Annotated in this window: 13 protein-coding genes; 7 read left to right on the top strand and 6 right to left on the bottom strand. The window is 64.4% G+C overall.

Going from position 1 to position 13,496, the window contains the following annotated elements:
* Positions 1-545 precede the first annotated feature (545 nt).
* The 4 genes from U1839_RS20980 (at position 546) to U1839_RS20965 (ending at position 2,596) form a co-directional block, all read left to right on the top strand.
* Positions 546-956 (top strand): hypothetical protein, encoded by a 411-nt coding sequence (locus U1839_RS20980; RefSeq protein WP_332805525.1) that lies wholly within the window; start codon positions 546-548, stop codon positions 954-956.
* A gap of 214 nt (positions 957-1,170) precedes the next feature.
* Positions 1,171-1,380, top strand: a complete 210-nt coding sequence (locus tag U1839_RS20975; protein WP_332805524.1) for a hypothetical protein — start codon at positions 1,171-1,173, stop codon at positions 1,378-1,380.
* 238 nt (positions 1,381-1,618) lie between these two features.
* Complete coding sequence (locus U1839_RS20970) at positions 1,619-1,879, top strand: hypothetical protein (protein ID WP_332805523.1); 261 nt, start codon at positions 1,619-1,621, stop codon at positions 1,877-1,879.
* Between the two features lie 171 nt (positions 1,880-2,050).
* Entirely contained in the window at positions 2,051-2,596 is a 546-nt protein-coding gene (locus tag U1839_RS20965; RefSeq protein ID WP_332805522.1) for a DUF2059 domain-containing protein, read from the top strand.
* A gap of 231 nt (positions 2,597-2,827) precedes the next feature.
* Here the strand turns inward: U1839_RS20965 and U1839_RS20960 are convergent, their stop codons facing one another.
* From U1839_RS20960 to U1839_RS20950, 3 genes are all read right to left on the bottom strand, one after another.
* On the bottom strand, positions 2,828-3,445 hold the full coding sequence (locus U1839_RS20960; protein ID WP_332805521.1) for a tyrosine-type recombinase/integrase: 618 nt from the start codon (positions 3,443-3,445) through the stop codon (positions 2,828-2,830).
* 440 nt (positions 3,446-3,885) lie between these two features.
* Positions 3,886-5,748 (bottom strand): bifunctional sugar phosphate isomerase/epimerase/4-hydroxyphenylpyruvate dioxygenase family protein, encoded by a 1,863-nt coding sequence (locus tag U1839_RS20955; protein ID WP_332805520.1) that lies wholly within the window; start codon positions 5,746-5,748, stop codon positions 3,886-3,888.
* A 10-nt stretch (positions 5,749-5,758) separates the two neighbouring features.
* Positions 5,759-6,292, bottom strand: a complete 534-nt coding sequence (locus U1839_RS20950) for a DUF3237 domain-containing protein (protein ID WP_332805519.1) — start codon at positions 6,290-6,292, stop codon at positions 5,759-5,761.
* A 116-nt stretch (positions 6,293-6,408) separates the two neighbouring features.
* Here U1839_RS20950 and U1839_RS20945 point away from each other — a divergent pair, with 116 nt between their 5' ends.
* Positions 6,409-8,079 carry a carboxylesterase/lipase family protein gene (locus U1839_RS20945; RefSeq protein ID WP_332805518.1) on the top strand — a complete coding sequence of 557 codons (1,671 nt, stop codon included), beginning with the start codon at positions 6,409-6,411 and terminating at the stop codon, positions 8,077-8,079.
* Between the two features lie 66 nt (positions 8,080-8,145).
* Positions 8,146-8,799 (top strand): TetR family transcriptional regulator, encoded by a 654-nt coding sequence (locus U1839_RS20940; protein ID WP_332805517.1) that lies wholly within the window; start codon positions 8,146-8,148, stop codon positions 8,797-8,799.
* Between the two features lie 124 nt (positions 8,800-8,923).
* Here the strand turns inward: U1839_RS20940 and U1839_RS20935 are convergent, their stop codons facing one another.
* The 3 genes from U1839_RS20935 to U1839_RS20925 form a co-directional block, all read right to left on the bottom strand.
* Positions 8,924-9,883, bottom strand: a complete 960-nt coding sequence (locus tag U1839_RS20935; protein ID WP_332805516.1) for a hypothetical protein — start codon at positions 9,881-9,883, stop codon at positions 8,924-8,926.
* A gap of 77 nt (positions 9,884-9,960) precedes the next feature.
* Complete coding sequence (locus U1839_RS20930; RefSeq protein ID WP_332805515.1) at positions 9,961-11,256, bottom strand: MFS transporter; 1,296 nt, start codon at positions 11,254-11,256, stop codon at positions 9,961-9,963.
* A gap of 55 nt (positions 11,257-11,311) precedes the next feature.
* Positions 11,312-12,172 (bottom strand): shikimate dehydrogenase, encoded by an 861-nt coding sequence (locus U1839_RS20925; RefSeq protein ID WP_332805514.1) that lies wholly within the window; start codon positions 12,170-12,172, stop codon positions 11,312-11,314.
* Between the two features lie 183 nt (positions 12,173-12,355).
* Between U1839_RS20925 and U1839_RS20920 the strand changes: the two genes are divergently transcribed.
* Positions 12,356-13,459, top strand: coding sequence for an alpha/beta fold hydrolase (locus U1839_RS20920; protein ID WP_332805513.1), 1,104 nt, complete (start codon positions 12,356-12,358; stop codon positions 13,457-13,459).
* Positions 13,460-13,496 lie beyond the last annotated feature (37 nt).

Genomic DNA, 13,496 nt, shown 5'->3' with positions numbered 1-13,496 from the left:
GGGAACGATCCATCGAAAGCTCGACCGCATGGGCAACCATCGCCAGCATCCGCATGATCACCCGCAGAATCGCAAGAGTCTCAATCAGTTGAGAAACTTTTGAATCAGGCTCTGAGACCTGAGCATAGGTCACTGACTGACAATAGTGAAGCGCGCTTTTTTCTCGGACAGTGAGGCCGTATTACTTGCGAGCCGCACGAGAAGCGCAAGACTTCAAGTGCGCAATCGGGCGTTATTTATCACGACCAACCCATCCCTGCCGCGCTCCCAATGCGGGCCTCGCACTCAGTATTGGAAATGCGGGAAGGAAGGGCAGCTGACCCACCATCTCAAGCCGTTCACGAGCTGAATCTATGCGCCCGAGAGCTGCCATATGATCGAGATGAACGAGCATCTGGATTCGGGAAGTGGCACGGGTGCCGCGAATGACCGCTTCTGGGTCGTCCTTGCCGCAAAGCTGCAGGGCAGGAGCCGCTCCAATTGCGGACGTTGCCGTTTCGATTATCACTCGCTCAGTTCGCCATGATCGATAGGGCAGATTGAAGTTGACCAAGGACATCGTGGGGTCATTCGTGGCCATCCCTGCCGGCGACAAACGGTTGTTGGCCAAGGTGATATTTGCATCGAGCTATTTCGCAAACGTCATCGCGCTGAAGGTCTACCCCGGGGCAATCGCAAGCGAACCGCCCGACCTCTCCAATACCGAGAAGGGCGGTTTCAAGGTCTTTTATACCAGTGGAAAGCCTGTGAAGTCGAAGCGATGGCCCATTGTCGGCAAGTCCGATGTTTCCCCAGACGAGCGGGAACTAACTCGCCGAACGGCGGGTGGCGAGGTTTGGGTGGAGGACCAGTATCTAGGGCCAGCGAGTGAAGCGGACCTAGCCAGCCTCCCGAAGATGTTGGTGCTCGGCGACAAGCTGGTCGAAAAGCACGCGAGCGGCCTCTTGCAACCATAAGTCGAACGGCAGGTTCCCCACCGACTCACGCCGTTCCCGGCCGTTTTCGGACGCTCAAAACCAGCCGTTCGATGATATGAACGAGTGGCCGAAATTGGGGACCCGAAGTTGCGCCGGGAATGGCCACAAATGGGTCGTCATGCGGGAGGAGAGCGGCCTCTTTGATTCCGCCCCTCATTGACCAGAGCCAGCATCTCAGACCATCAGGTTGTCGATGACCAAGAGCAAGGGACGCACCGGCGCACACACGCGCGCCAATATCCAGCCTCCGCCGACACCCGTCGAGCTCGAAGCGGCTAAGCGAGAGGTTGCGCAGATCGAAGGACGTCTTATCGGCCTAGCTGCCGGGCATCCATCGGTGAAAACATGGAAGGTCCGCCTTCGCCTGGCTCAGGCCGTGATCGCGCGAGCGCCACGCGACTGAGGGGCAGCGGGCTGGACAACTCGACGGGCGACCATCGAGTCCCAATCGGTCGTTCATACGCCGATATAGAAGTGGCCATCCCGACGCGACTGGCGGCGACGCGCCTGAACGTACGTCCGATATGAAGGAGCGCTGAGGCGCGGCTGAGCGTCTGGTTGTGGGTCGTCCTTGCCGCAAAGCTGCCTGGCGGGAGCCGCCCCATTTGCCGCCATCCGCTCTCGACGCTAATATCGGATTCATGAGGTTCATCGACAGCAAGGTGTCGCGCGATCACCGATATTCGTTGGGGACGGATACCGCGAGCGGGCGACCTTATCTTAGCATTCCTGTTAGCAATCGAACGGTCGATTACGAGGAATTTTATCTGCTCACAGATGCCGAATTTTACTCGTTTGACGCAGACCCAACGCTCGCTGCTGAATTTGCGGCAAGGTGTGGCCGCAGAGAGTTTGACGAGCGTTTGATAATTGCCCCCGGTTTGGACCGGGGCAGCTACTGACCACGCGAACGGCTTCTTTCCACCAGGTCGAGCCGTTCCCGGCCTGTCGATGGACATGATCCGCCTGAAAGCCGACCGGCAGGTGTCGGGACGAAAGGCTGTCCGGCAGGAGCCGCCCAGCAGCCGACGCTATTCTTTGAGGATTGCCTGCCCAATAGCGCACATTACAATGTGATTTTCCGTGGTCTGGAGAGTGAAATGCGGAGATTTTGGTTTCTGATCACGATGGCGGCGCTCGCCGCTCCATCGGCCTATGGTCAGGACACGGCAGACGCCGGAATGAACCGAAGGTTGGCACTTTCTCAACAGTATGAAAATCTTGTTCATCGGGAGAAGCGTCTCGATGAAGTGTATGCGCGTCAGTTGAAGTTGGTTTGGGACGCGTGCGCCGACGATCCCTGCCGCGCAGCGCTCAATCAAGCCATAGCGAAGGCAATCGGCGAAACTTCTCCCGGTCAGGAGCGCGCCATCGTCAGGCTCATGGCCTCGCGCCTCACAGAAGAACAGCTTCGGGCGGCTATCGCGTTCGCCCAGTCTCCGCAGGGTGTGGCAATCATCGCTGCCGAAGCTGATATGAGCACCGATCTCGCTAAAATAGCTCATGACTTTGCCAGCGGCACCACTGCAAGCGTGCGACGATCATTTTGCTCTGCCCAACCCGAGGCTTGCGCGCGTGTGTACGCGCGGTTGGCCCCGAAGCCTGCCGGCCACCAATAAGCCGACTGTCTCAAAACCACCAGGTCGAGCCGTTCGGGCGGCAAATTGCCGGCGCTGAAAACGGCCGATGACCGCCTGAACGAGTGTCTGAAGTTGGGAAGGTGGATTGGACGTCGGAACGTCCAGATCTGGGTCTTCTCAACACGAAGCTCCGTTAGGCCGTTTTCGACCCAGAACCGGTCAAATAAGCTCGCTTCGGTGAGCGTCCGATCCTGGGTCGAGTCGGCTCGATCAAATTTCCGTGCGCTCCGACAGCTCAAGGGCGTCTTCGACGTCGACGCCGAGGTAGCGGACGGTGCTCTCTATCTTGGCATGGCCAAGAAGGATCTGAACGGCCCTCAGGTTGCCGGTCGCCTTGTAGATGATCGACGCCTTCGTGCGCCTGAGCGAGTGCGTCCCGTAATCCTCGGCCTGGAGCCCGATCCCGGTCACCCACTCCCGGACTAACCGAGCGTATTGCCGCGTGCTCATATGTCCCATGTAGTCGTTCCGGCTCGGGAAGACGAAGTCGTTGAGTGTGCCGCCACGGCGCTCAAGCCAGGCGAGCAGGGTCTTTCGGGCCGGTTCGACCAACTCAAACTGCACGGGTCGCTTGGTCTTCTGCTGCACCACGACGGCGCGATCCCTGATTCGGCCACCGGCGACGATGTCACCGATGCGAACCTTGACCACGTCGCAGCCGCGAAGTTTGCTGTCGATGGCGAAGTCGAAGAGCGCCCGGTCGCGCAGTCGGCGATGCTGGTCGAGCCAGAAGCGGATCGCCCATACCTGCTGCGGTTTGAGCGCACGTTTGGCGCCAAGAAGTCGGCCTTCATTCCACGGTCGCAGTTCGTGGAACGCGGGATCCATCGACGAATGCCCCATTGCTCATCTCCAAAGAGCCGGGTCAACGCTCCGATATAAATGGAGCGCGGTGAAGCAATGGTTGGCATTTGTGGTTCATGCCCGAGTTCCGCTCGAACCGCCGGTCGGCTCTCGACCACGGCCGGTCGTTCAATTCCGCTCCGGGAAACGTCTGGTCCTGACGGAACCTACCGATCGCAATGGCCTAAGCGGACGATCGGAAACACGCCAGATTGCGCCGTCTAACCACCTCTCGTCGGTAACCGATTCCTGCCGTTCGTTCACCATCCAGATCGCCACCCTGTCACGCCGCGGTGAACGACGGGAGCTGGTGGAGGCCGCGTGAAATCGACGAACTTATGTCGCAATTCTGAAGGTGGCCCGAGGATTGCCGTTCAACCGTTTACTCAACCGCTTCAAGCTCGCGCCTCTGCGGCGGACTTCAACTATTGAATTTCATCCGCGCGAAACCGGCTTTGCGCACCGAGCCTGACCGGCGCATTCGCCGCACCGTAACCCGGATATGCGCCACGCCGCTCTACGATCTCGAAGAAGAAGCGCTTCTCGAACGCGCGAGTATAGATCTGCCAATATTCGTTGCCGGCCTCGTCGCGGTCGAACAGTATATTGTGTGCGCGCATCTCTGCGATCGCGTCCTCGGCGATGCCGAAGCGCGCGACCAGGTCGTCATAATAATTTGCCGGGATCGGCAACAGCGCGACGCCGCCTGCGACCAGCCTTCGCGCGGTGGCAAAGATGTCGCCTGTGGTGAAGGCGATGTGCTGGAAGCCGGCACCGAACACATTGCCGATGAAGCGTGACGACAGCGTGCCGCGCCCACCCGAGGCGTTCATTGTTACCCGGAAGGCCCCGTCAGACCCTTCGATCGCCCGGCTTTGCACCAGCCCGGCGGGGTCCGGTATATCGAGTTCGACCTGCTTCACCACGTCGAACAAGGCGGTCCAGTAGAGCTGCCACGACAGGAACTCGTCGATATCGACGGAAGCAGCGACATGGTCGATGCGGCCAAGCCCGGCATCGTCACCTGTGCTAGCCAAGGAGCGAAACTCACTTGCCCAGATGCGGTCGATCGCCTCACCTTCCATCAAATAGACAAGGCTGCCGCCGACCCCGCGCAGGGCCGGCATCACCGCAGCATCGCGCGCGCCATCGTCGAAACGCTGGATGTCGAGCGCCCGTGCCCGGCGCAGCGTCGCATCGGGGCTCGGCACGGTCAGGCCCAGCGCGCAGATCGCCGCGCCATGCATCACGTCGTAGGAATGGGCAAAGCCGCGCGGCTCACGATTGACCACCAGGTTGATCGATCCTTGCGACCAGCGATCGACCTGCTTGCTGCGGTGCCGCCCGACCTTGGCGAAGCCCATGCCCGACAGCATCGGCTCCATCCGAGCGGCTTCCTCGTCGGAAGCCGCGAATTCGATGAACTCGACGCCGCCGATCGACGCCGGTGCGGGCAACGCGGGGCGCCGGCCGATCAGCCGCTCGGCCTGGTCTCGCACCGCGACCAGCGAACGCAGGCCGTCCTGCGCCACCAGTGCGGTCGAGCCCGCCCGGAATCGGTCGTTGAAAATCTCCAGCGATAGCGGCCCCTCATAACCGAGCTTCAAGAGTTCGGCGACGAAGCCCGCCACCGGCAGGTCACCCTGGCCGGGCATGCAGCGATAATGCCGACTCCAGAACAGCAGGTCCATCGACAGCCGCGGCGCATCGGCGAGCTGGACGAAGACGATCTTGGCCGGGTCGATCTCGGCGAGACTCTCGCTGGGAATGTCGCGCGACAGCGAATGGAAACTGTCGAGCAGGATGCCGATCGCGGGGTGGTCGACCGCCTTGACGATCTCCCATGCCTGGCGGTGGTCGAAGACACGCCGGCCCCAGGCGAGCGCCTCGTAACCGATCAGCATGCCACGCGCCGCGGCGCGTTCGCCCAGCGCGCGGAAGTCGTCGACGATGCGGTCATGCTCGCCCAGCGCGTGCGGCGAGCAGTTGGAGCATAACAGGATGCGGTCGGTGCCGAGCTCGGCCATCACGTCGAACTTGTGTTCGATCCGGTCGAAGGCGCGCTGGCGCAGTTCGCCGGGCATGCCCTCGAAATCGCGAAACGGCTGATACAATGCGCAGGTCAGGCCGAGATCCTCGATCCGGCACCTGATCTCGCGCGGCGAGGCCGCGCATGACAGCAGGTCGGGCTCGAAGATCTCGACCGCGTCATAGCCGGCGGCGGCGATCGCGGTCAGCTTCTGTTCGAGCGTGCCGCTGACGGAGACGGTGGCGATCGACGTGCGCATCGGTTTCCCTTCAGGCGAGTCTGAACACATGGACCATGACCGAGGGCGGCCCGCCGGTCACACCCTGCAGGCTGCCGACGAACACCGACTGGTTGAGCCATTCATGCGGCCCGGCCGGCGCCTCGAATTCGGGCACGGTGCGCAGATAGCGCGTGGTCGCCCCCGTGACCCTGGAGTTGGTCAGACCACGATTGCGGACATGGATCTGCGTGCCGTCGCCGGCCTCGATCATGTAATCGGCCTCGATCAGCGTGTAATCGTCGGCACGCTGCAGCTGCCAGTCGGCACCGCCCGGCATCACGCGACCACGGATGCGCGGCCCCTCGAACGTGCCACCGATGATCGGGATGCGGCGGCGAACGCCATAAGGGGTGCGGCCGACCTCCCTGGTCGGTTCGAGCAGGACGTGCGCCGAGAAGGCGAATTCGACGCTCGGCGTCACACCATCGGGCATGGGTGCGGCATGTACTTCGCCTGCCAGGGCGAGCGGAACCGTCGCTGCCATCGCCGCGAAGAAAGCGCGCCGTGTCGCCAACCCGTCCATCATCTCTCCTGTCCAGAGCGCCACGCTGCTTGACGTGCACGAACCATTTCGTACATTATAATGCGCATTCGGGCGAGAGTCGACAAGAGCTTCGTTGCGCCCGACGAGGGGGATGGATGAAACGGATTGCGACGATGCTGACGGCATCGCTCCTCATCGCAACGCCGATGGCGCCGGTAACGGCGGGCGACGCGCCGGGCGTCCCGGTAGGCATCCCGGCGATGCAGCCAATCTCCTCGGATCCCGTCGTCACGACATCGGGCGCTGTCGCCGGCACGCGGATCGGGGACGGCGTGCGCGCCTATCTCGGCATTCCCTATGCTGCGCCGCCGGTCGGCGCGCTGCGCTGGGCGGCGCCGCGACCGGTCACGTGGCAGGGGGTACGCAATACCGACCGCACCGGGCCGGAATGCATCCAGGTGTTGCGACCGCACGGCATCAACCACTATTTCGGCGAAGAGGCGACCTCCGAGGATTGCCTTTTCATGAACATCTGGACCCGCGAGGCCAAGGCGGCCGCGAAGCTGCCGGTGGTGGTGTTCATCTATGGCGGCGGTTTCACCATCGGCTCGTCGGGCATGAGCAATTATGGCGGCGCTGCGGTGGCAAGGCGCGGCGCCGTGTTCGTCAATTTCAACTACCGCGTCGGGGCGTTCGGCTTCATGGCCCATCCCGAACTGACCCGCGAGCAGGGCGGCCATTCGGGCAATTACGGGCTGATGGACCAGATCGCAGCGCTGCGCTGGGTCAAGGCCAACATCGCGGCGTTCGGCGGCGACCCCGACAAGGTGACTATCATTGGCCAGTCGGCCGGCGCATTGTCGGTCGCGTCGCTGATCTTCTCGCCCGAGGCAAAGGGTCTGTTCCGCAGCGCGACGATGACCAGCTGGTGCAACTATCACGACGCCATGCCCAGCCTGGCCGAGGCCGAGGCGACGGGCGTCGCGGTGCAGCAGCGGCTGAGGGCGGACTCGCTCGCGGCGCTGCGCGACATCCCCGCCGACCGCATCCTCGCCATCCAGGGCGAAAGCCAGCTGGGTGCCAATGTCGCCGGCATCCGCATCGGTGGGCCGATCGTCGACGGCCTCGTGCTGCGCGATCAGAAGCCGGCGCTGCTCGCGGCAGGGCGGATCAACCGCGTGCCGATCATCGCCAGTTCGAATACCGACGATATCGATATCCTGATGAGCCCGTTCGGTTATGTGACGAGGCTCGACCAATATCATGCGACGGCGCAGGCCGCGTTCGGCGCCGACGCACCGGCTTTTCTCCACCTGTTCCCGGCAACGACCGACATCGAGGCGAAGGTGATGGCGCACAATGTCGCGCACCTGACCGGCTTTGTGGCGGCATCGCGCCAATGCGCCCGCGACCAGGCGAGCATCGGCCAGCCCGCTTATCTCGACCAGTTTTCGCGCAAGCATCCCTACACGCCGGGCGTGCACTTTGCGGACCAGGACCCGGCGACGATCGGAGCCTATCACACCGGCGACATCCCCTATTGGCTCGGCACGCTCGACAGCTACAACAGCCTGCGCCGGACGCGCGACTGGACGCCGTACGACCGACAGCTCTCGGCGACGATGATGGACGACCTCATCGCCTTTGCGCGCGACGGCAAGCCGGGCGCGGACTGGCCGGCATGGTCGGCGCGGGCGGAGCGCGAAGCCTTGTTCGGCGACAGCGTGGCGGTGCGGCCGCTCGACGTACGGCGGCTCGACTGGCTCGCCGCGCATCCGGTCGCGCGACAGGCAATTCCGCCAAAGGCCGGCTCACCGCGCGACTGACGCCCTGTTGATCGCGTTGGCGGATCGCTCTACGCCTGTGGCCGCAACACCGGGGACACGGAACCGTTGACCAACACCACCACGATGCCGGAACCACGCGGCACCCGGACCGCGGATTCCGAGGCGACCAAGGCCAATATCCTCGACGTCGCGCGCCAGGAATTCGCCGACAAGGGGCTGAGCGGCGCGCGGATCGATGAGATTGCCGAGCGCACCAACACCAGCAAGCGGATGATCTATTACCATTTCGGCAGCAAGGAAGGCCTGTACCGCGCCGTCCTCGAACAGGCCTATACGGGCATCCGCGAGACCGAGACGGCGACGCCGATCGAAACGATGGGTGCCGAGGAAGCGCTCAGGGCCAATGTCCGGCTGACCTTCGACTATCACAACCAGCACCCCGAATTCGTCCGGCTTGTGATGAACGAGAATATCCATCATGGCGCCTTCATCAAGGACGTCGCCGGGATCGAGCGCCGCAACGAGAGCGTGATCCGCGTGCTCGGCGCCATCATCGCCAAGGGCGTCGCCGAGGGCGTGTTCCGCGACGGGCTCGACCCGATCGACCTGCACATGACGATCAGCGCGCTGTGCTTCTACAATGTCTCGAACCGCTATACCTTTTCCGAGATCTTCCGCCGCGACATGACTTCACCCGAGGCGATCGCGCGGCGGCGCGAGCAGGTGGTCGAGGTCGTGCTGGCGGCGTGCCGGCGGTAGAGGGCACAAGAGACCCAACCGTCTCCCGGCCTTGTTCCGGCCGCCAATGTGCCGCGCGAGCGACGCTTGCGGTATGTGCGGAACCGTGGACCCCGGAACAAGTCCGGGGTGACGGGAGGTTCCATTACCGCCCCGGCAGGGGCCGATACGCCAAACGGTCGGCCTGGTATGACCCCAGCCACAGCGCGCCGCCTGCGATGATCGCCGTCGACACGCCGTTGAAGCCCGCCTCGGGCTCGCCATAAGCCAGCGTTGAGACGGCACCCTTCAACGGGTCGATGGTTGCGGCGACATAGCCGCGGTGACACAGCATCTTGTCCGCCTCGCCCTTCACTACCTTGCGCAGCCCGCCGCACGCCGGTTCGTCGAGCCGCATCCCTGCCGCGACCAACCGACCGTCGGTCCAGTGGACATTGTCGGGCATGAAGTCGGGCATCACGATCCTACGCACCGGCGTCGCGCGGTGGCGGTCGAACACCACCACCGCATGCCAGCCGAACGCGACGACGTAGAAATGACGCCCGTCGGGATCGACCTCCAGCCCGTTATCGCCGGGCAGTTCGGTGCCCCTGATCGCGCGGAACCGGTCGTCGCCGACACGCCATTGCCATACCGCGCCGGTCGTTTTGCCGAGCATGAAGTCGCCGATCGTCGTGCCAGGCCGGGTCAGGACGGTGACCAGCAACGTGCCGTCGGCGAAGGTCGCGACGGCATTGCCCACCTGCCCCACCGGCATCACCCGGCAACCGCGCCATAACAGGCGCGGCGTTGCGCCGCCGAGGATGACGTCGAAGACCTCGATCGATTCGCGCCCGCCGTTATTGACGACATGGAGCGACCAGCGCCCCTCGCCGGTGCGGCGGAGCGCGAGACCGCGCACGTTGAACAGCTTCGGGTCGAGCGGGCCGGGGCATGATGGGTAGGCCGCGCGGTCAGGCTCGATCTGGCTGGACGCGCCGGTGAACCACGGGATCGCGCTGTGCCGCTCGGCATCGACCAGCTTCAGCCCCGCGCCAGGTGCGAACCCGCTGGTGACGATGAAGGGCGTGCCGGGGATCGCGACGAGATCTTCGGGCCGCTCCACACCGCAGATATAGTCGAGCTTCGCACCCGGCGCGCAGGCGGTGGGCGTTGCCGCCGCCAGCAGGGCCGCGAGCCAGATCAGAGTTCGATCCGCTTCACGTCGCCGAGGATGAAGATATAGGCCAGCGCCCCCATCAGCGCGAGGCTGCCGACATAGGCCAGCGCATAGAAGAACGAGCCCGTTGCCGAGACGATCGCGCCGATCACCAGCGGCGTGACGATGCCGGCGAGATTGGCGGCGAGGTTGAACACGCCGCCGGTCAGGCCGAGCATGCCCTTGGGGGCGATGTCGGACACCAGCGCCCAGCCAAGCGCCGCCATGCCCTGGGCGAAGAAGGCCAGCGACAGGATGGCAATCACCGCCATATTCGACTCGACGAAATTGGCCGCGATGATGGTCGAGGCGAGCAGCAGGCCGGTGATGATCGGCGCCTTGCGCGCGACATTGGCCGACTTGCCCCGCCGCAGCATCGTGTCGGACCACCAGCCGCCGAACAGCACGCCGACCGAGGCGGCGATGAACGGCAGTACGGCGTAGAAGCCGATCTTGAGGAACGCCATGTGGCGCTCGGTCGCGAGATAGGTCGGGAACCAGGTGAGGAAGAACACAAGAGTCGAATTGCCGGCGAACTGGCCGAGGCAGATGCCCCACATCTGACGGAAGCCGAGCAGCTTGCCAGCCTTGCTCCAGTCGATCTTCGCGGTCTTCGGGTCACTGCCGGCGAGGCCACCGCCAGCCTCGATCAGTTCGAGTTCGGCGGCGTTGACGCCCTTGTGCTCGGGCGGATCGCGATAACGGGAAATCCACACGCCCACGAAGGCGAAACCGATCACGCCGCAGACGATGAACAGCGAGCGCCAGCCGTAATGGACCAGCAGCCAGAACATCACCGGGCTGAGAAAGGCGAGGCCGATATATTCGCCGACCGTATAGACGCCGGTGGCGAAGGCCCGTTCGGATTGCGGGAACCAGGTTGCCACGACACGGCTGTTGGCCGGAAAGCAGGGCGCCTCCGAAACGCCGAGCGCGAGGCGCAACCCGAGCAGCGAGGTCAACCCCCCGGCGAGCGCATGGAGCAGCGTGAACAGCGACCAGAAGCCGACTGACAGCGCATAGGTGACGCGCGTGCCGAAGCGGTCGAGGAATAGCCCGCCCGGGACCTGCGATGCGGCATAGCTCCACGAAAAGGCCGAGAACACCACGCCCATCACCGCGGCGTCGATCGCCAGTTCCCTGGTCAGTGCAGGGGCGGCGATGCCAAGCACGGTGCGGTCGAGGTAATTGACCAGCGTGCCGGTCGCGATCAGCGCGAGCATGCCGAAACGCGCGCGACTCGGGCGCTGGCCCGCGGTCATCGTGTCGGTGTTCGGCATCAGTGGTCCTCTCGCGAGGCGCTTCGTTCGGCGCCCCCTGCTCATCGACGTGATATCAGAAATTCGCCGCCATGCGTTCGCGGTCGGCACGGTGGCCGGTGAACAGGTCGAAGGCTCGCGCCGCCTGGAACACCGCCATGTCGCCGCCATGCGCGGTGCGGCAGCCGATCGCGCGCGCGGCGCGCAGCAACGCGGTTTCGAGTGGGAAATAGACCACATCGGCGACCCACAGGTCCGGGCGCAGCAAGGCGGTATCGACCGGCGTGCCGGGATACCCCTCCATCCCTACTGGCGTGGCGTTGATCAGTCCGCTCGCGCCGGACAGTTCGCCGGCGAGATCGCGGCCGACGCGGGCGATGTTGCCGGGCAGGCGCGAGACCAGATCGTCTGCGCGATCGCCCTGTGGATCGATGATGACGAGGTCGCGGCAACCCAGATTGACCATCGCCATCGCCGTGGCGGCCCCCGCGCCACCGGCGCCGATCTGCACCACACGATCCACGCTCGCGCCGACCAGCTGGCGCTCGAAGCCCTCGGCAAAGCCCGACGAGTCGGTATTGTATCCCACGCGACCCTCGGCGACGAACACCACGGTGTTGACCGCTCCGATCGCGCGAGCCTCGTCGCTGAGTCGATCGAGTAGCGCCATGACGCTCTGCTTGAACGGGTGCGTGATGTTCACCCCGGCAAAGCCGGCGCGCTGCACCGTGTCGAGCGTCGCGGCAAGATTCGCCGCGGCGTGATCAGCGCCGGCGAGATCGAACAGCTCGTATCGCAGCGCGATGCCCTGGGCGGCGGCTTCGCGCATATGCATGTCGGGCGAGCGCGAACTCTGGATATCCATGCCGATCAGCCCGGTGAGGACGGTATCCGCCCCGGTGCCTTGCACCTCGCCACCGGATGAAACGGCATCCACCACCTGATTTCCTCCCCGATTTTCGAGGGCCAACCCCACCGCGTTACCTGCGGCGAAGGCGCCTCATCAACTGCCATTGACTCGGTACGAACCATTTCGTACATCAAATGTCAACGGCGAGATCGGAACAATCCGATCATGACCGGGCAGGCGCGACGAAAGCGCCGCGACGAAAGGAGAGGCATGACGGGGCGTTTTGCACTTGCAGCGATGCTGCTTTTTCCGGGTGCCGCGGTCGCCGCGCCGGTCGGGCAGAGCATCGGCGCCCAGATCGCCGATGCCACCGATGTCGGCCCACGTGTGCAGGCCGTCGGCGCCGATTCACTGTCGGTGGTCAAGGTCGACTTCGCCGCTGGCGTGACTGGATACCCTGACCTCACCTATCAGACGTTGCCGGGCTATCGTCCGCTCAAACTCGACCTGTTCCTGCCGCCAAAGAGCTTCGCTGCGGCCGGCCCGCGCCCGCTGATCGTCTATATCCATGGCGGCGGCTGGATGGCCGGCGGCCCGCGACGCAGTGCAGCCTATAGCGACTGGCCCAAGGTGCTCGCGATGCTGGCTGCCCGCGGTTATGTCGTCGCCAGCGTGTCGTACCGATTCTCGCGCGAGGCGCCGTTTCCGGCCGCGATCCAAGACGTGAAGGCCGGGATCCGCTGGCTGCGCGCACGTGCCGCAACCTATAATATCGATCCGAAACGCGCGGCGATCTGGGGCCAGTCGGCAGGCGGGCACCTCGCCGCGCTGGCCGGGGTGAGTTGCAACGTCGCGTCGCTCGAGCCGGGCGCGCGGATCGTGCCCGGTACCGCCAATGTCGAGACCGTGCCGTCGACCGTCGCGGGCAGCGACACAGCATCGGACTGCGTTCAGGCGGTGGTCGGCTGGTTCGGCATCTATGATTTCGCGACCATGCCCAAGCGTAGCAGCCCGCCACCGGGCATGCCGCCCGGGCCGAGCGCGGAGGACCTGTTCCTCGGTTGCCCGGCGGGGGATTGCACGGCGCAGCAACGCGCCTTCGCCTCGCCGGTAACCTATATCGACCGCACAGATCCGCCGTTCCTGCTGATGCATGGCAGCGACGATCACACCGTGCCCGAGGCGCAGACCGAGACGTTCGACGCCGCGCTGCGGGCGGCAGACGTACCGGTGAGGAAGATCGTCATTCCGGGTGCCGACCATAGCTGGATCGGGACCACGCCGGCAGCAACCAGCGACGCCAGCAAGCGCGCGCTGCGCGAGGCGATCGACTTTATCGACGCACAGATCGGCGACGGACGCCGCAAGAATTGAACGGCAAAATGCCGTCACACGATCAACGATATTATGA

Source organism: Parasphingomonas halimpatiens (assembly GCF_036663795.1).
In the GTDB taxonomy this organism is placed as follows: Bacteria; Pseudomonadota; Alphaproteobacteria; order Sphingomonadales; family Sphingomonadaceae; genus Sphingomonas.
Note: the sequence above shows the minus strand (reverse complement) of the source record. Positions and strands in the feature narration are given on the sequence as shown.